The sequence below is a fragment of the Dyadobacter sp. NIV53 genome (genome assembly GCF_019711195.1).
GTDB lineage: Bacteria > Bacteroidota > Bacteroidia > Cytophagales > Spirosomataceae > Dyadobacter.
Map to the genome: position 1 here is coordinate 727,563 of NZ_CP081299.1, position 17,835 is coordinate 745,397.

The following is a 17,835-nucleotide window of genomic DNA, read 5'->3' on the forward strand; positions in this document are numbered from 1 at the left end:
TTTTACAATATGAAAAAAATAAAAATTGCTGTACTCGATGATTATCAGGAAGTAGCATTAAAAATGGCTGACTGGTCTGTCTTAGATCAGGTTGCAGATATAACCGTATTTCATGATCATCTGGACGGACAATCTGAACTTACTGAGCGACTGAAACCCTTTGACATTATCTGCGTAATGCGCGAAAGGACTCCGATTTATAAAGAATTACTGCAAGGCCTTCCCAATTTAAAACTAATCGTTTCTACGGGTTCCCGCAACGCTTCTATTGATACGGATGCAGTCAGTGAGGCAGGTATTCAGCTGGAACATACCGGCTACATCAGCAACGGTGCAACCGAGCACACATGGGCGTTACTGATGGCTATGGCAAGGCACATTCCCCAAGAAAATACTACGTTTAAAAATGGCGGTTGGCAGACAACTGTGGGAACTGACCTGAAAGGAAAAACGATCGGAATAGTAGGCCTGGGAAGGATTGGGGCTAAAATTGCTGCTATTGCCAATGTTTTTGAAATGAACGTAATTGCCTGGAGCGAAAACCTGACAGAGGAAAAAGCAGCAGCAAGCGGCGCAAGGTATGTAAGCAAAGAATTCCTGTTCAGTAATGCCGATTTTATTACGGTGCATCTTGTACTCAGCGAACGCAGTAAGGGAATAATCAGCACACCTGAACTTGATTTAATGAAGCCAAATGCGTATCTGATCAACACTTCCAGAGGACCGCTTGTTGATGAAAATGCGTTAATCAATACTTTGGAACAGGGAAAAATTGCAGGTGCAGCACTGGATGTATTTGATACAGAACCATTACCGAAAGACCATCCCTTCAGAAATTTGGGTAACCTGCTTGCCACGCCACATATTGGTTACGTTACAGAAAATACTTATAAATTATTTTTTGAGGACACCGTTAAAATTATTCAAAACTGGATTACGAATAAAAATTAATTTTCATTAGAAGTTTTATTGGGACACTAAAAGCATTAAAACTAGAATTTATTTAAACATAAGTAGTAATATTTTTAATGTATAACATAATTTCTAAATTTACTTTTAGTAATTAGATATTATTTTATGAAATTATTAATACCTACTTTCCAAAGCTCAGCGTACATACAATCAGTTGCCTCCTCAACAACGTCTGATTTTAAAAACACTTCACCATTTGCCCCAAAAAACTGGCCAATAAACAGCATTTCAGCTCTGTTGTTTTGTTTGTTATTTCTTGTTTATGGACAAGCAGATGCGCAATATTGGCAGCCGGTTGGTGTACCCGGATTTTCCGCAGGCACTTCAACCTATACATCATTGGCACTGGACAATTCTGGTAATTCTTACGTTGCATATTCGGATGCAGCTAACGACAGTAAAGTTACCGTAAGCAAATTCAATGGTAGTGCCTGGGAAACGGTTGGTACCGCCGGTTTTTCAGTTGGTGATGCGTCCTATATTTTTCTTGCATTATATTCTGGCCAGCCCTATGTTGCTTTCTCGGACGGGAACAGCGGCAACAAAATTACGGTGATGAAGTTTGATGGCACGAATTGGGAAACTGTCGGCCTGGCAGGTTTTTCAGCAGGCTCAGCAGACAACATTTCATTGGTTTTTGATACATCAGGAACAGCCTACGTTGGGTACCAGGATGCGGATAATAATTACAAAGCTACTGTTATGAAATTTACCGGATCTGCCTGGGAATCGGTCGGAGCTTCCGGTATTTCCACAATATATGCAAATCATACTGATCTGGCACTGGATGGAACTGGTACGCCTTATGTGGCATTCTCGGATGGAAATAGCAATAACAAGGCTACGGTTATGAAGTTTAACGGAACTTCCTGGGAAACAGTAGGTTTTCCAGGTTTTTCAGCAGGATATGCCAATTATACCACGCTGGTGCTGGACAGTAATGGCACACCGTATATCGCCTTCTCCGATGGCGACAATAATAATAAAGCGACGGTCATGAAATTTAACGGATCGGCGTGGGAAACGGTTGGTCTGGCAGGTTTGTCTATGGCCTCGGCGGATTATCTGGCATTGGCCCTGGATACTTCCGGAAATCCGTATCTGGCTTACACGGACGGAGGAAACAACTTTAAAACGACAGTAACAAAGTTCAATGGAACAAACTGGGAAACATTAGGTTCGGCGGGATTCTCAGACGGAGAAGCATATTATTTGTCCCTGGCTATGGACGCTTCCGGCATACCTCAGCTTGCATACCAGGATTATGGAAATGACGATAAAGCATCGGTCATGAAATTCAATCCGAATGCATTACCGGGTATTACCGCCCAGCCCGACAATACAACCATCACCGGCGGTCAGACTGCCAGTTTTACGGTTGGCGCTACCAGCGACAGCGGTAATCTTACGTACCAGTGGCAGGTAAGCAATGATGGCGGGAACATTTTTTCCAATATCAGTAACGGCGGAATTTACAATGGAACTAATTCAGCTGCCTTAATGATCAGTAATGCCCCTATATCTTTAAATGGTTATCTGTATCGGGCGAGAGTCAGTAATGGAGGTATTGTTACTTCCAAACCTGCATCCCTTACGGTTAATACTCCTGCTTTCGATAATGCAAGAACCTGGCAGCTAAATGGTACCCAGGGTTTTTCATCCGGCCAGGCCTCTTACACTTCGCTTGCCATCAACAGCTCAGGTGTTTCTTATATTGGCTACTCAGATGCATCGAAAGGCGACAAAGCCACGGTTATGAAATATAGTGGAACTGCATGGGAAAATGTCGGTTCGGCTGGTTTTTCTGCGGGTGAAGCCTATTATACCTCACTTGTCCTGAACAGTTCGGGAACACCTTACCTGGCGTATCAGGATTATGGGAACGATGGCAAACTTACCGTGATGCGGTTTGACGGAACATCATGGGCGTCAGTCGGCCCTGCTGGTTTCACCTCAGGTTCGGCAGGAAACGTTTCCCTGGTGCTGGATGGCTCGGGAATACCTTATGTTGCCTATCAGGATGCCGAAAATGATTATAAAGCAACGGTTATGAAATTCAATGGCTCGGCCTGGGAACTGGTAGGTACAGCAGGTTTTTCAGCTGGTTTTGCCAATTCTGTTGCTATCGCCCTCAATAGTTCCGGCACTCCTTATGTTGTGTACTCCGATGCCGGCAATGATAACAAGGCAACGGTCAGGAAATTCAACGGTTCGGCATGGGAGGTCGTGGGCGCAGCAAATTTTTCAGCAGGTTATGCCAATTATACTTCACTTGCACTGGATAATAATGGGACACCATACGTTGCATATTCAGACGGAAGCAGTGAAAATAAAGCTTCGGTAATGGTATTTGACGGAACAATCTGGAAAAACGTAGGAACCGCTGGTTTCTCTTCGGCCGCTACGGATTATATTTCTCTTATCCTGGATGGTTCAGGCACCCCATTTGTCTCATTTACAGATGGAGCCAACGATTATAAAGCAACTGTTCTCAGGTTTAATGGTACAGGCTGGGGAGTGGTTGGGTCGACAGGCTTTTCTTTGGGAGAAGCATATTACACTTCTCTCGCACTGGACAATTCCGGAACACCATACCTTGCATTTCAGGATGTGAGTAACGACAGCAAGGCGACAGTAATGAAACTGATCGCAACGCCACTCCCGGTAACCTGGATTTCTTTCACAGGTAAATCTGCAACGGAGGGAAACATACTAACCTGGGCAACTTCATCTGAGATCAATGCAGAATCCTTTATCGTGGAACGCTCTTCTACCGGAAGGACATTCTCAGAAGTTGGCCGCTTGTCAGCTGCCGGAAACAGTAACCAGACACAAAACTATCGTTTTACAGACAGCAAACTTCCATCGGGAACCAGCACGCTTTATTACCGGATCAAACAGCTTGATACAGATGGAAAATACAGCTACACCAGGATCATTTCCCTATCCGGCGATGGAAAACTGAACACACAAACATTATCCATTTCTCCTAATCCATTCATTGCGAATAACAGCCTGACACTGCGGTTTGACAATACACCAACCGAAAAAAATGGACAGGCATGGCTCGTTGGTATGAGCGGGCGTGAGTTCTACCGCCGTGAAATTTCGGCCGGTTCAGGTTCAGGCGAAATCGTACTGGATAATCTGCCGCAACTTGCGCCAGGCATGTATCTGATGAACGTGGTATTGGATGGAAATCTGACAGTTCATAAGGTAATCAGGAAGTGAGAAAGTTGAAAAATGGTTAGCAGTATACATTTATAAATTATCCGTAGTAATAATAAAACCCATCCCGGCGCGCCGGGATGGATTTTTGACTTTATAGAATTGCTGTTCATCATTTTCCCAGCTCTTTTTGTCTCTACATTTTTTTGGGGAAATTGTAGGAGCCATGTATGTTTTACTTCACATGCAAACCCGCACAATTAAAAAAATCAACCGGGCTTCCATTAAGTTTTCAATAAAAGAAAAAATAATTTGCAACATTGTTGCAAACAATATACATTTGCAACAATGTAGCATATACAGAGTAATACAATTCCCACTAAATGATTTGAAAATACCATGAGACTCAACAAGAAACTTGTCTGGATAATGCTTTTTAGCGTATCAACGCTTTTTACACAATGTAAAGACTCAGAAGACGATGTTAAGCCCGACGACGAAAATGAACTGATTACCTCTGTCACATTGAATTTTAAAGAAGCAGGGACTGGTGCAACAACTTCGTTCAGTTATAAGGATGCGGATGGAGATGGTGGTAACGCCCCTACCCGATTTGATACAATAACACTAAAGGCAAACACGGAATACACGCTGACAATCGCGTTTCTGGATGAAAGCAAAACGCCGGTTGATGATATTACTGAAGAAATTAACGAAGAGTCCTATGAACATTTGCTGGTTTACACCCCGTCTCTTGCGTCATTGCTGACATATACTTACGGAGATACTGACAAAAATAATTATCCGATTGGTTTAACAGGAACTGCAAAAGCGGGAACAGCCGGTACCGGTAGTTTGAAAGTCCAGCTTCGTCATCAGCCTGGTGCTAAAAACGGAACGATCACACCGGGAAGCGATGATGTAAATCTTGACTTTAAACTAACTGTCAAATAATTAGCCTTTTAAATGGGTTCGTAAAGTCTGATTACAAGGCCTTTGTGAACTCATTTTTAACCTTTGTTTCCAAAACCATAAACGCAATGTCTGCAACCGCTTTGGCAGCATTTGCCTCGCAGGGTATGGTATAATTCGGTAAAAACCCAGTAATTATTTTCCTTGTAATAATGAAGCCCTTCAATATACATGGCTTTGTGAGTGGGAAAGTGAAATTGTGTTGCTAGTGACACGTCTTTGTTAATTTTTTCCAGGCAGGTTTTACAAAGACAGTCAAAATTGGTATTGGACAGAAACTGAATGGTTTCTTTGGATAGCCGTACGGTGCTGCACTGACAACTTGCAATATTATCTGACTGACAGGAAAATAAGGTTTTACATTTTGGACAAACTTTACTGATTGGAGCAACTGACATCCTGGTCGTTTTTGATTCTTTGCAAAAGTAATGATACAAGTCGTATCAGAACAATTTAAAAGTTCCGGAATCTTTTTCAAACCGGTATTACTCCCGTATATACTTTGATACAGAATTTCGATCGCAATAGGACAATATCAGTTCATTTTCACTTTGTATTATAGTCCAGATCAGGCAACCTGAACATTTGACATTAGGGCAGGAAAAACTATTGCCAGATTTTAATGTAATAAAATTTCCGTTCAGATTATAAAAAGTCGGTCCGCAGCAAAGCGGTGTACCTAAAATACTTATGGGAGAGCCATCCGTTTTAAAAATCAGGTAAATACGCGAAGCAGAATTATCTTTTTTCCAAACTTTTTTTCCATTTACTATTTCCAGGTAAGATTCATGGCGCCATTTGCCAACAATTTTTTGGATGGCTGCTTCGGGATCAATACTATCCTTTTTGCAGCTGAAAATGATAATTATCAAAATAAAAAGAGATAACTTTTTCATAAGGGGATAAATCATTTTGACGGACTTAATTAAAGACCCATTTGGGCACCAATAGTTGGAATGTAAAATAATCACCAAACCTATTTTATAACAATAACAAGGCTGCAACTCAGCACACATCTAACCCTATGAATTTTAAATTTATCAGAATAATCGCTTTTCAGGAATGGCGAACTGCTTTCCGAAGCAAAATCCCGCTTGTTTTATATGCGGTTTTGTTGGCCGTCATACTGCTTTCTGCATTTACAGGCTGGCAGTATGTAAATGAGTTTAACAAGCAACAGGCCAATGCGCGCCACGACGTAAACGAACATTGGATGAACCAGCCCAACCGGCACCCGCATCGTGTAGCGCATTACGGTTATCTCGTTTTCAGGGAAAAATCACCGCTTAGTTTCTTTGATTTTGGTTTGGACAGTTACGTCGGGAATTCCGTTTTTCTGGAAGCGCACAGACAAAATACTGTCAATATGAGCGAAGCAGGGTTTTCCAACGGAATGCTTCGTTTTGGAGAACTCAGCATGGCGTTGGTATTTCAGTTACTGGTTCCGTTGTTTATTATTTTTATTGGCTTTCATACAGTTGCAGGGCTAAAACAAAATGGTGTACTCAAAATATTGTTAAGCCAGCGAGCTTCATATTTCGACATTTTGTTGGGTAAAACACTCGGGCTAACAGCCGTTAGCTGGGCTTTATTTTTGCCCGTGCTACTTCTCGGACTAATTACCGGCGTTACATTTCTTTACGGAGAAACAAGTACACTTCCGGTTGTTCGTATCGGTTTTCTTTTTCTGATTTATGGCTTGTATATGTTCATCGTTTCCCTGGCCGTTGTCGCTGTTTCGGCAATCAGTAAAAATGCTGCCAACGCATTGGTCCTGCTCGTATTGGCCTGGATCCTGTGTTTTATTGTTATTCCAAAAGGCGCTCAGACACTTGGAAACAACATTTACAATGCTCCTGATAAAATCGCTTTCGAAAATGCGATTGAAAAAGATGTAAGTGAACAAGGTGATAGCCACAATCCGGATGACCCTCATTATGCACAATTAAAATCCGAAACTTTAAAAAAGTATGGTGTGGATTCCATTCAAAACCTGCCAGTCAATTATGGCGCACTGGTCATGCAGGAAGGGGAAAAAATTAGCTCAGGTATATATAATTCCCATTATGATAAACTGATCATCACATATAAATCCCAGAATTCCATCTCTGCAATTCTGGCTTTCACTGACCCTTTCCTGGCAATTCGTAACATTTCAATGACAGTTTGCGGAGTTGATTTCGAAACTTATTCAGAATTTCAGAAGCAAACCGAAAACTATCGTTTTGAAAAAACCAGAAAAATCAATGAGATCCATTTAACAAAAATCAGTTATAAAAACGACCGCGATCAAAAAGCAGATCAGAGTAACTGGCAAAAACAGGCCGATTTTGAATTTAAACCTGTTTCAATTTTTGACACTTTAAAGAATGCCGCCCTGGGATTTGCAGCTTTATTAATCTGGGCCATTACAGGTTTTGCGGTATTAAAATATATTTCTTCCATTCGTAAATACCAGTTATGAAACTGAGCAAAAAAGTATTGTTTCTTGAAGCAAAAAACTTCCTTTTGGGAAAAACTGTGCTATGGGGCGCGTTAAGCCTGATGCTCTTTGGTATTTACGGTTTTTACCACGGCGATAATATGATCAGCAGGCAGGAACAAATAATTAGCAGAATTCCGGCCGTTCAACATGATCATCTGAAAAATATTACAATGCATGGACATGGCAAATCTGTGGGCACAACTGCATATTATCCATTCTTTTATACTGCCAATCCACCATCTGGCTGGGCAAAATTTTCAATTGGCCAGCGAGACATTAATCCATTTAACCTGAAAGTAAAAATATTGGGAATTGAAGGCCAGTTATATGATTCAGAGCTAACCAATCCACTAACTTTACTCGTTGGGAATCTGGATGCGTCCTTTGTTTTCATCTTTCTTTTTCCACTTTTAATTATTGCCTTTACTTACAATGTCCTGTCGGAAGAGCAGGAAAGTGGTGTCTGGAAAATAGTCCGAACCAGTTCGGTTTATACCATTCAGGTGATTTTAAACAAATTGCTGATCCGGCTGGCTGTCCTCCTGTTAACCTCAGTTGCCGTTTTTGCAACAGGCGTTTTCTATTTAAGTTTACCACTCTCCTATCCTACTTTACAGCTCGGTCTGGTTATTCTGGCTTACCACATTTTCTGGTTTTTGCTGGCAGTCCTGATAATTTCTTTGGGCAAAAGTTCTTCGTTCAATGCAACGGCACTGGTCTGTATATGGATTTTCCTGTGCATACTTTCACCCGGAATTGCCAACGTTGCCATTAACCGCCTGATACAAATTCCGGAAGCACAGCAAACTGCCATAAAACAGCGCGAGGGTTATCACGAGAAATGGGATATGCCTAAAAAACCTACTATGGAAACATTTTATGTGGTTTATCCGCAATACCGGAAATATCCGATCCCTGAAAATGAATATTCAGCCGGCTGGTATTATGCCATGCAATTCGCCGGAGATGCCGAGTCGGAACATTCCTCTGCTGGGTTATTTGAAAAACTGGCGAAAAGGCAGGCGTTGTCCGAAACCATTGGTCATTTCAATCCGGTCATTGCGGCACAGCAGCTTTTGAATAAAATTGCAAATACGGACCTGGCAAGTCATGTACAATATCTGCAATCAGTAAAAAGGCACCATAAACAGCTTAGAGAATATTTTTATCCCGCCATTTTTGAGGAGAAATTAACTGAAAACCTTGACTGGAACAGATATCCGGAATACAAAACCATTGGTTACCAGGCCGGTCCATTATTACCAGGAATATTGCCATTGCTGGTTTTATCAATCTTGCTGATACCGGTTTCAGCCGTACTATTTAAAAGAAACTTTATACAACTTACAGATAAACAAAATGCTTGAAGCTAAAAATTTAAGTAAAACTTACGGAAATCATATTGCCCTGCATAACCTCAACCTGACTATAAAGGAAGGTGAAATATTCGCTTTGCTGGGCCAGAATGGTGCAGGAAAAACCACTACCATTAATCTGTTTCTTGGTTTTATTGAACCCACTTCCGGCACCGCAGCTATCAACGGAGTATCTGTGGCTGAACACCCGGAAGAAACGAAGAAATTCCTGGCTTACATTCCTGAAACTGTCATGTTATACCCTAACCTGACAGGCCTCGAAAATCTTGAATATTTCTCATCACTGGCCGGATTTGACTATACTAAAAAAGAACTGTACGGACTGCTGACAACGGCTGGCCTGCAAAGCCAGGCATACGATCAGAAACTGGCTGGTTATTCAAAGGGAATGCGACAAAAAGTGGGTATCGCGATTGCAGTAGCTAAAAAAGCAAAAGTCCTGTTGCTCGACGAACCAACAAGCGGGCTCGACCCAAAAGCATCCAATGAATTTTCAGAAATACTTAAAAATCTGGCAGCAAACGGGACAGCAATTTTAATGGCTACGCATGATATTTTCAGGGCAAGGGAAGTAGCTGACACGATCGGGATTATGAAAGAAGGAAATCTGGTTTCCATTATTAATGCAGAAGATATATCGGCAAATGAACTAGAAACACTATACCTGCAAGCTGTCTGATAATTAAACATATATAGTTTAAAATCGGGCAGGGAATTACCAAATCCTCTGCCCGATTTATTTAAAACATGTTATGATCAATCCTGAAAATTGCTGTAAGCCGGCCAATTTCAATATTCCTGTACAGACTGGTTTTACATACTTTACCTAACTCATTAGCCTGCATCCGGAAAGACATATGCAAACTTTTCGATAAAGAAAATAGCAGATAATTTATTACCAAAAACCTCTTGGTAAAAGGCATACCCAGAATTTAATATTTGATTTTTAACTCTTTTTCCTGTAAGCCCAGTAGAATATTTGCGGTAACACGGTAAATGATAAAAACATACAGATCAGAAGTCCACCAACGATCATAATAGCGAGCGGCTTTTGAATTTCGGAACCCATCCCATTGGAAAGCGCAGCCGGAAGCAGCCCGAGAGAACCCATTAAGGCAATCATGATCACCGGGCGTATCCTTCCATAGATCCCGTCGGAAATCGCCTGCCTCAGCGGAAGCCCATGAAGTAGATTGTCCTTCATGACATGGACCAGAATAATTCCGTCAATCGTGCAAACTCCGAATAAAATAATGAACCCGATTCCCGCAGAAATACCGAATATCGTTCCAGTCATCCATAGTGAAAGAAAACCTCCAACGAATGCAAACAGAATAGTAATGAGGGAAATCAGGGTGTCTTTTGCATTCCCAAAATTCATGTATAACAGAAAAATGATCAGTACTAAGGCAGCAGGAATGATAACCGACAATTGTTTGGTTGCCCGTTCTTTACTTTCAAATTCACCTGCCCATACAACTTTGGTATTTTTAGAAAATCTGACATTTTCCTTTACTACTTTCTGTGCCTCAGCAATGGTACTTCCCATATCACGGCCATCAATACTGAAACCAATTCCAATGTAACGGCTGCTTCCTTCGCGGTATATAAATGCAGGCCCGGTTTTGGTACTGATCGTGGCGATTTCCTTCAACGGAACCTGGTGGTTGTCAAGAGAAGGAATGATAATGTTGCCAATTTCTTCTTCGGTGTCACGGTATTCTTTCTGGTAACGGATTGTTATATCAAACATACGGTCATTTTCATAAAAAACTGATGCCGCTTTTCCACCAATCGTCATCTCAATGACCGCCTGTGCATCTGCCATTGATACTCCATGGCGAGCCATTCTGGCTTCATCCAGTTTAATTGCAAGTTCAGGGATCCCGATGTTACGGTAAACCAGAATATCAGCAACACCATCTACTTTATGCAGGTTATCAGCCACCTGATCTGCCAGATTTTCCATATCATTGAGATCGTCCCCAAAAATTTTTATCACCAGTGAGCTTTTTACACCCGCCACATATTCTTCCACATTATCCTGTATCGGCTGGCTGAATCCAAGAGATAAACCCGGAAAAGATGACAGGACTTCCTTCATCTCACGCAGCAGCTCGTCTTTTTTAATATGCCTTTTCCATTCTGATTCCGGCTTTAACTGAATATGAAATTCATTGTTAAAAAAGCCCGTCGGGTCGGTACCGTCGTTGGGCCTTCCTGTCTGGCTCATCACAAATTTCACTTCCTGAAACGAGCGTAAAGTATCCCGGAGCACATTACCCGTTTTCACCGATTGTTCCAGATTAATACTGTTTGGCAGTGTTGCCCTGACATAAATAGCACCTTCATTTAGTTTGGGAATAAATTCCGTACCGTATGTCAGGAACCGGCCTATACAAACCAAAAACAAAATCACAAACGTGCTCATAACCAACCTTTTGTTACGCTCACTCCACAAGTATAATTTAAAGATGTTACTCCTGAAAAAATGGACGACCGGATTTTTAACTTCCGTAACATTTTTCCTTAATAGCACTTTACACATTGCCGGAACAAAGGTCAGGCTCAAAATCAGAGAGCCTATCAATGCATAACCGAGCGTAAATGCAAGCGGAGTAAACATTTTCCCTTCTACTTTTTGAAAAGAAAAAATAGGCAGAAGCGCAACGATCAGTATTATTTGTGCAAAGAAAATATGAGAAGCCACGTCCTTTACACTACGTTTCATGAGGCCCAGTTTGGACATTTTATTGAACCGGTCAACGCCAAGCCGGAGTGAGCTTTTTTCAAGATCCACATATATCTTCTCAACAATGACCATAGTACCTTCCAGCAGTAAACCAAAGTCAATGGCACCCAGTGAGATCAGGTTTGCGGGCAATCCCTGGATGCGAAGCATTGTGATCGCAAAAAGAAAGGATAACGGAATAACCAAAGCAACGGTTACGGTTGTACGCCAGTTGAAAAGGAAGACAAAAACGATAATGGAAACCAGTACAATACCTTCTGCAAGGTTGTGGGTCACAGTATTTACCGTTGCGTTCACCAGTTCGGTGCGGTCTATAACGGGCACAATTTTCACATCAGACGGCAGGATACGGTTGTTCAGTTCATCAATGGTTTTTTGAAGTTTAACAATTACATCGCTTGGATTTTCTCCGCGAAGCATCACCACGATCCCTTCAACCAGATCTTTGTCTTCACCAAGCCCAACCTGCCCCAGCCTTGGTTTGGCGGTGATATTCACTTCGGCAACCTGTTTTACGTGCACCGGCGTCGAACCTCTTACACTGATCAGGATGTTTTCGATATCCTGCGTGCTTTCCAGTAAACCCATGCCGCGTACCACATAAGCCTGGTCGCCTTTCTGGATCACATCTCCGCCCACATTGATATTACTTTTCCCAATTGCTTCGTACACATCCAATGGCGTGAGATTGTATTGTGCAAGCAATGCCGGATTAACCCTGACCTCGTATATTTTTTCTTCCCCGCCAAAACTGGCAACATTGGCAACACCAGGCACCGCCACCAGTTCCCGTTCAATCACCCATTCCTGCAGGGCAGTAAGTTCTTTTACAGGACGGTCGCTTTTCAGTACATACCTGAAAATTTCCCCTGTTGCGCCATATGGCGGTTCAATCTCAGCCTCTGCACCTTTGGGAAGGTCAATATTTCTCAGGCGGGTGGATGCATACTGCTGTGCGTAAAAATCTTCTACTTTGTCCTCAAATAAAACCGTTACAACCGATAGCCCAAATAGCGAAATAGAACGCACTTCCGATTTCTTCGGAATTGTATTCATCTCTTTCATCACCGGAAGAGTTATGAACTTTTCTATTTCTTCTGCACTTCTGCCCGGCCACTGGGTAATGATCCTGGCCCTTGTATTGGTTACATCCGGAAATGCTTCAATGGGTGTATTGATATAGCTCACAATGCCTGCTACCGCCAGAACAGCAGTCATAAAGAATACGATCATCGTATTCTTTAAAGAGAACGCAACGATGCTTAGTGTTAACTTTTGCATGAAATTATTTTTATTTATCCGAATTCAGTACTTCGTAAAAAAGGAGAAGCTGATTATTGATGACTACTTTTTCGCCTGCTGCAATACCACTCTTAAAGAAAACGCGGTCGTTATCCTTGACGTCAACGATTACTTTACGTGGTTCCAGGGTATTATCAGGTTTTTGAATAAGCACATAATTTTCATTATTGTAAAAAATCAGTGCGGCAGATGGAATACCAATTGCCTGTTCACTAAGGCTTTTCCTTATAACTGCTTCAATAGTAAGTCCCGGTTTCAATTTCAGGTCCTTATTTGGCATTCTTATCCGTGCTTTCAAAACTCGCTCCTGCGGATCAAGAACCTGTGAGATTTCTGAAATTGTGCCGTCAAAAGTTTCGTCCGGATAAGCCTTTGATTTTATGACGGCTTTCATTCCTTTTTGTACGAAAGGCAGGTCTACGGCATAAATGTTCGTCGTTATCCAGACGTCCGACAGATCAGAAATCGTAAAAAGGTCCGATTCATTTCCACTGATCTGCGTTCCTGAGGAAATATTATTTTCAACCACATAACCACCCACAGGAGATTTGATCTGAAACACACCTTTTTCAGAACTTGCATTGTAAAGCGATAGATTAGCCTGGATTTTTTCAATTTCTGTTTTGAGTATATCTACTTCACTTTGTGATTCAAAAAGGTCTTTTTCAGAGGCAATGCGGTCGCCGAACATGGATTCTGAAACAGCCAGTTTTCTTTTCGCTACTGTGAGCCGCGATTCCAGTGTTTTGCTCTGAGCGTTCAGGTCACTCAGTTCTATACTTCTAAGCTCTGCCAGAACCTGTCCTTTTAAAACTCTGTCACCAAGAGAAAAATAGGTTTTTGTTACAATTCCTTTTACCAGACTGGCATAATGCACAACCTGATTGGGGTTATATTCAATCTGGCCGTTCAACCGGATAGATTGCGTAACAGGTTCAAGAACTGCGGGATAAGTAACAATTTTAGTAGGCAGGATCGAAGCCGAAACAGGTTTTTCTTTTACTACTTCTTCTGTATTTTTATAACAGGAGGCCAAAGTAGCGGACAGCGCAAAAAAGGCCAACAGATAGCGGGTTGATGTAAACATGATGATTATATTGAAATTTTTCCGGATTTACAGAAATGAAAATATTCAGGGACAAGAGGGCTTTTTACTCATTCACTTCTGCCGCGGTGGCATGGTTTAATTCTTCAAGACTATCCTGCAACTGTTTTAAGGTTAGTAAAATGGTTTTTTTGTTAGATATGTAGGCATCGAAGAAATCAAGATATTCAACCATATTGATCTGTCGCTGAACATAATACGTGGTATAGGACTGAAAGACATGATCCAGATCTGTGATGTAAGCCGTGTCCAGATTCTGGTAAGCAGTAAGGCTTTTTTGCAGATCACGGAAAGTTCCGGTTACCTCAGCTTCTATGACCCTGTTCTTTTGCTGTGTCTCAACCTTTGATTTTTCAATCCCGATCTTACTTTCCAGAATGGCGCCCTGGTTTTTGTTGAAAACCGGCACATCAAATCTTAACCCGAACCCAAAGAAGTTTAACAAGAAATTACCCCCGCGGTCGTAGTTCAAACCCAGAGTCAGATCCGGCTTTCGCCGGGCGTATTCATAGTCAAATGTTTTTTGCGCCAGGTTTTGCTGCAAAATGCTGATCCTACCATCCGGCCGGTTTTCCGCCGCAATTGAAATCAGGTTATCCAGTGACAACCTGCCCGGTAAATTTGTATTGAACTGATCCGGCACATCCGCAATCAGATATGTATCGGAAGGAAGATTGAGTAAAACAGATAATTCCTTTTGAATACCATGTACTTCCTTTTGCGCCTCAACAATCTGCTGGTTCAGGTCAAGCTTTAATGCTTTTAGGCGAAACAGTTCCGGTTTGTTCAGATTTCCCTGAGCGTACTGCTTTTCAAATGACAAAAGCAGTTTGGTGAGCTCGATATGCTGCGTAGTCAGAACGCTTAAATAAGATTGCTGAAAAGAGAGTTCATACAGATTTTTGCGAAGCTGCGTTTTTAATTCCCTGATCAGTTCCGAAAAATAAACCGTGGTGATATCGCGTGAAACAGATTCCAGGGCTATCCGCTTTTTTCGCTTGCCACCGGTTTTTATAAGCTGTGAAAGTTCGGCAGTAAACTCACGGTTTTTACCAAAATTTCCGATCAGCCCAGGAATAGATTCTCCCGAAGAAAGCTGGTTTTTTGTGGCCCACAAATTTAATTCATCCAGGCTAAATTCCGGATTAGGCCAAAGTTTTGCCTGAATGATCTGTGCCTCTGCCTGTTGTATATTCAGCTTTTGGGCAACCAGTTCCAGGTTATTGTTCAAAAATAAAGCTTCTGCCTCTTTTTTGGAAATCCTCAAAGTGTCACCTGAAGCGGCAGCCGAGCCCGAAAAACCAATAGCAAAAACCAGCATAATGACTGCTGCAAAATTGTACTTCACAAATTTATTGTTTGTTGAAAGCACAAAATTAGCCGCGCAACATTAGAGCATTCTTTGAACTGAATTATAATTACATGAGAGCAACATTAGAAACAGATGAGAAAATTACTTAGAAAATAAGGCTGATAAGTGTACCAGCGCCCGCTTCCGATTGAATACTCATTTTAATTGCGTGATTGTCAAATATCCTTGCAGATATGGCCAGTCCCAATCCGTTTCCCTTTATTTTAAGGGCATTATGTCCGCGATAAAATGGCTCCGTTATATGGAGCAGGTCATCTTTATTAATTCCAATTCCCTGATCCTGAATCTTTATAATCAACTGGTTATCAATATCCGTAACGGTTAGTTCCACTGGTTTATCGTCAGAAAACTTCGCTGCATTTTCTATCAGGTTGTAAAGTGCAATATAAATTTGTGTATGCACACAATGATAAGTAAGCAGATGCATTGCACTGTCTGGAAGGTTCCAGTGGAGATTGATTTTCGTTGCATTGTAGTCTGTTGCCAGCTGATCAAGCACTTCCCAAAGAATTTCATCAACCCTTTCTTCCTTATTTTTCTCCTGGTTATTCTGATCCAGCCCCGCAAGTACAAGCAGATTTTTAAGAATTTTCTCCAAACGTCCTGCATCATTCAAAACGCTCAGGTTCACATTTTTATATTCCTGGATTTCCCTGTCTTTATGCAGTAATACTTCCAGATTTCCCACAATGGAAGCAAGCGGGCTTTTTAATTCATGTGATGCATGGCTTATAAAATTCTTCTGGATCTGGATATTCTGATACGCCTTTTCAAGCATTGAATTAAACTCCTGAAAAAGATCTTCCAGTTCATCTTTCGTGTGTTTATAAGTCAGTTTATGCCTGCCACCATTCATATCCAGTGTTTTGACCTGATCTATAATATGACGGACGGGAGAATAGGCAATTCTGGAAAGTGAATAGCTAAGCGCTACAATGACTACTATTCCGAGGAACAATGCAGCAAGAAGTGTTTTAATAAATTCACTTTTCTGAGCTTCCAGCGTAGGGTTTTTACCTTTGATAATTATACTGAAAGAGCCCTGGTTATCGCGGTAATAAATGGCGTAATAAAAGGTATTACCCACCTTAAAATTATAACGGCTGTTGGCCCTGATCGTTTTAAGTATCCTTGCCGTAATGTTCGTATCCGGATCGGCAGCACCATAATGAATTATCCCCGATTTGTCGTACAGGCGGATTTCCTGGTTGATACTGGCATTCAGAAAACTTTCTTTAATTCTGCTGTATTCCCTGGTATTCAGCTCATCTTCTTCCAGATAAAATGAAGCTGTAAGATTTGCGGTCCTGGCCAGCTCTTCAAAGAAAATATTCTCTGCTGATTTGATAAAATTAAGATAGATAAGCACTGAGGAAATGGTTAAAACCAGTCCAAAAACCAATGAGGAGTTCAGCGTAAGTTTGTGCTGTATTTTCATGAATTAGCAGTGATCATGTAACCGCGGCCCTTCACGGTTTTGATGAGTTTTTCGGAAAAGTTGCTGTCTATTTTATTGCGCAGATATGAAATATAAACGTCAACCACATTGGTGTAGGTATCCATATTGGTGTTCCAGACGATATCCAGAATCTGGGTTCGGGTTACAATCCGGTTTTTGTTTTCGAGTAAAAAAACGAGCAGTTTGAATTCCTTTGCCGAAAGTAAAATCTCCTGTCCGCTCCTGCTGATCGTATTAGCATCTACATTCACCATCAGGCCGCCACATTCCATTACCCGGTCCTTCGAGTAATGCAATTCGTATCTTCTTCTTAAAGCTTTGATCCTGGATAGTAACTCAGGAAAATGGAAAGGTTTCACTAAATAATCGTCGGCACCAATGTCCAAAGCCTTAATTTTATCTTCGGCTTCACCCAAAGCGCTCAGCATCAATACAGGCGTGCCAATTTTTTTGTAACGGATAATTTGGGCAAGCTGTAGTCCGTCTATATCCGGCAACATGATGTCCAGAATAAACAAATCCCAGTTATCCGACTGAATCAGGTCGCGCGCCTGGTAACCGTCGGAGGCAAGCTGTACTGTATAACCTGCTTCCTGTAACCCTTTTTGAAGAAAACTGCTGATCCGGATATCATCTTCAACTACGAGTATTTTCATTATAAGTTATCCGGTAAAATTTGTGACTGTATTGAATTCCACATTTAGAATGAGCTAAGTTAAGCACAGAGCGTACGAAGTCAGGGTATAAAATAGAAAATCATGACTTTTATTATAATTAAATCACTTTTTATCTCCAATAAATACAAAATTACAGGATAGTACAGGATAAGATCACCAACTATAATTGAAATATTGATGTATCCGCATCCAGGG

13 protein-coding genes are annotated in these 17,835 nt (G+C 41.4%); 6 read left to right on the forward strand and 7 right to left on the reverse strand.

Annotated elements, in window-relative coordinates; all coding sequences use genetic code 11:
• Positions 1 to 9 precede the first annotated feature (9 nt).
• The 3 genes from KZC02_RS02915 to KZC02_RS02925 all read left to right on the forward strand — a co-directional run bounded on the left by KZC02_RS02915 (position 10) and on the right by KZC02_RS02925 (position 5,094).
• On the forward strand, positions 10 to 951 hold the full coding sequence (locus KZC02_RS02915) for a D-2-hydroxyacid dehydrogenase family protein (protein WP_221392731.1): 942 nt from the start codon (positions 10 to 12) through the stop codon (positions 949 to 951).
• A gap of 126 nt (positions 952 to 1,077) precedes the next feature.
• A complete protein-coding gene (locus tag KZC02_RS02920) occupies positions 1,078 to 4,203 on the forward strand; it encodes a hypothetical protein (RefSeq protein ID WP_221392732.1) in 3,126 nt (1,041 codons plus the stop codon).
• A 336-nt stretch (positions 4,204 to 4,539) separates the two neighbouring features.
• Positions 4,540 to 5,094, forward strand: a complete 555-nt coding sequence (locus tag KZC02_RS02925; RefSeq protein WP_221392733.1) for a hypothetical protein — start codon at positions 4,540 to 4,542, stop codon at positions 5,092 to 5,094.
• Between the two features lie 56 nt (positions 5,095 to 5,150).
• On the opposite strand, the gene KZC02_RS32800 is transcribed toward KZC02_RS02925, so the two are convergent.
• Both KZC02_RS32800 and KZC02_RS02935 read right to left on the reverse strand, forming a co-directional pair.
• Positions 5,151 to 5,510 (reverse strand): cysteine-rich CWC family protein, encoded by a 360-nt coding sequence (locus KZC02_RS32800; RefSeq protein WP_221392734.1) that lies wholly within the window; start codon positions 5,508 to 5,510, stop codon positions 5,151 to 5,153.
• Positions 5,511 to 5,597: 87 nt separating this feature from the next.
• Positions 5,598 to 6,008: a hypothetical protein gene (locus tag KZC02_RS02935; protein ID WP_221392735.1), complete on the reverse strand. Its 411-nt coding sequence runs from the start codon at positions 6,006 to 6,008 to the stop codon at positions 5,598 to 5,600.
• A gap of 128 nt (positions 6,009 to 6,136) precedes the next feature.
• Between KZC02_RS02935 and KZC02_RS02940 the strand changes: the two genes are divergently transcribed.
• The 3 genes from KZC02_RS02940 to KZC02_RS02950 are packed head-to-tail and all read left to right on the forward strand — an operon-like array spanning position 6,137 to position 9,652.
• A complete protein-coding gene (locus KZC02_RS02940; protein WP_221392736.1) occupies positions 6,137 to 7,576 on the forward strand; it encodes a DUF3526 domain-containing protein in 1,440 nt (479 codons plus the stop codon).
• Positions 7,573 to 8,964 (forward strand): DUF3526 domain-containing protein, encoded by a 1,392-nt coding sequence (locus tag KZC02_RS02945; RefSeq protein ID WP_221392737.1) that lies wholly within the window; start codon positions 7,573 to 7,575, stop codon positions 8,962 to 8,964. Before KZC02_RS02940 ends, KZC02_RS02945 begins: the two co-directional genes overlap by 4 nt.
• Entirely contained in the window at positions 8,957 to 9,652 is a 696-nt protein-coding gene (locus tag KZC02_RS02950; RefSeq protein WP_221392738.1) for an ABC transporter ATP-binding protein, read from the forward strand. Before KZC02_RS02945 ends, KZC02_RS02950 begins: the two co-directional genes overlap by 8 nt.
• A gap of 267 nt (positions 9,653 to 9,919) precedes the next feature.
• Here the strand turns inward: KZC02_RS02950 and KZC02_RS02955 are convergent, their stop codons facing one another.
• The 5 genes from KZC02_RS02955 to KZC02_RS02975 all read right to left on the reverse strand — a co-directional run bounded on the left by KZC02_RS02955 (position 9,920) and on the right by KZC02_RS02975 (position 17,619).
• Positions 9,920 to 13,006: an efflux RND transporter permease subunit gene (locus KZC02_RS02955; RefSeq protein WP_221392739.1), complete on the reverse strand. Its 3,087-nt coding sequence runs from the start codon at positions 13,004 to 13,006 to the stop codon at positions 9,920 to 9,922.
• Positions 13,007 to 13,016: 10 nt separating this feature from the next.
• Positions 13,017 to 14,114 (reverse strand): efflux RND transporter periplasmic adaptor subunit, encoded by a 1,098-nt coding sequence (locus KZC02_RS02960; protein WP_221392740.1) that lies wholly within the window; start codon positions 14,112 to 14,114, stop codon positions 13,017 to 13,019.
• 64 nt (positions 14,115 to 14,178) lie between these two features.
• Positions 14,179 to 15,480, reverse strand: coding sequence for a TolC family protein (locus tag KZC02_RS02965; RefSeq protein ID WP_221392741.1), 1,302 nt, complete (start codon positions 15,478 to 15,480; stop codon positions 14,179 to 14,181).
• A gap of 109 nt (positions 15,481 to 15,589) precedes the next feature.
• Positions 15,590 to 16,942 (reverse strand): sensor histidine kinase KdpD, encoded by a 1,353-nt coding sequence (locus KZC02_RS02970; protein WP_221392742.1) that lies wholly within the window; start codon positions 16,940 to 16,942, stop codon positions 15,590 to 15,592.
• Positions 16,939 to 17,619 (reverse strand): response regulator transcription factor, encoded by a 681-nt coding sequence (locus KZC02_RS02975; RefSeq protein WP_221392743.1) that lies wholly within the window; start codon positions 17,617 to 17,619, stop codon positions 16,939 to 16,941. The genes KZC02_RS02970 and KZC02_RS02975 overlap by 4 nt, the downstream gene beginning before the upstream one ends.
• Positions 17,620 to 17,835 lie beyond the last annotated feature (216 nt).

What these genes read in the sequence shown, in the direction of transcription:
- KZC02_RS02940 (WP_221392736.1), top strand. Translation starts at nt 6,137, where the DNA reads ATGAATTTTAAATTTATCAGAATAATCGCTTTTCAGGAATGGCGAACT.
- KZC02_RS02945 (WP_221392737.1), top strand. Translation starts at nt 7,573, where the DNA reads ATGAAACTGAGCAAAAAAGTATTGTTTCTTGAAGCAAAAAACTTCCTT.
- KZC02_RS02950 (WP_221392738.1), top strand. Translation starts at nt 8,957, where the DNA reads ATGCTTGAAGCTAAAAATTTAAGTAAAACTTACGGAAATCATATTGCC.
- KZC02_RS02935 (WP_221392735.1), bottom strand. Translation starts at nt 6,008, where the DNA reads ATGAAAAAGTTATCTCTTTTTATTTTGATAATTATCATTTTCAGCTGC.
- KZC02_RS02970 (WP_221392742.1), bottom strand. Translation starts at nt 16,942, where the DNA reads ATGAAAATACAGCACAAACTTACGCTGAACTCCTCATTGGTTTTTGGA.
- KZC02_RS02975 (WP_221392743.1), bottom strand. Translation starts at nt 17,619, where the DNA reads ATGAAAATACTCGTAGTTGAAGATGATATCCGGATCAGCAGTTTTCTT.
- KZC02_RS02920 (WP_221392732.1), top strand. Translation starts at nt 1,078, where the DNA reads ATGAAATTATTAATACCTACTTTCCAAAGCTCAGCGTACATACAATCA.
- KZC02_RS02955 (WP_221392739.1), bottom strand. Translation starts at nt 13,006, where the DNA reads ATGCAAAAGTTAACACTAAGCATCGTTGCGTTCTCTTTAAAGAATACG.
- KZC02_RS32800 (WP_221392734.1), bottom strand. Translation starts at nt 5,510, where the DNA reads ATGTCAGTTGCTCCAATCAGTAAAGTTTGTCCAAAATGTAAAACCTTA.
- KZC02_RS02925 (WP_221392733.1), top strand. Translation starts at nt 4,540, where the DNA reads ATGAGACTCAACAAGAAACTTGTCTGGATAATGCTTTTTAGCGTATCA.
- KZC02_RS02960 (WP_221392740.1), bottom strand. Translation starts at nt 14,114, where the DNA reads ATGTTTACATCAACCCGCTATCTGTTGGCCTTTTTTGCGCTGTCCGCT.
- KZC02_RS02915 (WP_221392731.1), top strand. Translation starts at nt 10, where the DNA reads ATGAAAAAAATAAAAATTGCTGTACTCGATGATTATCAGGAAGTAGCA.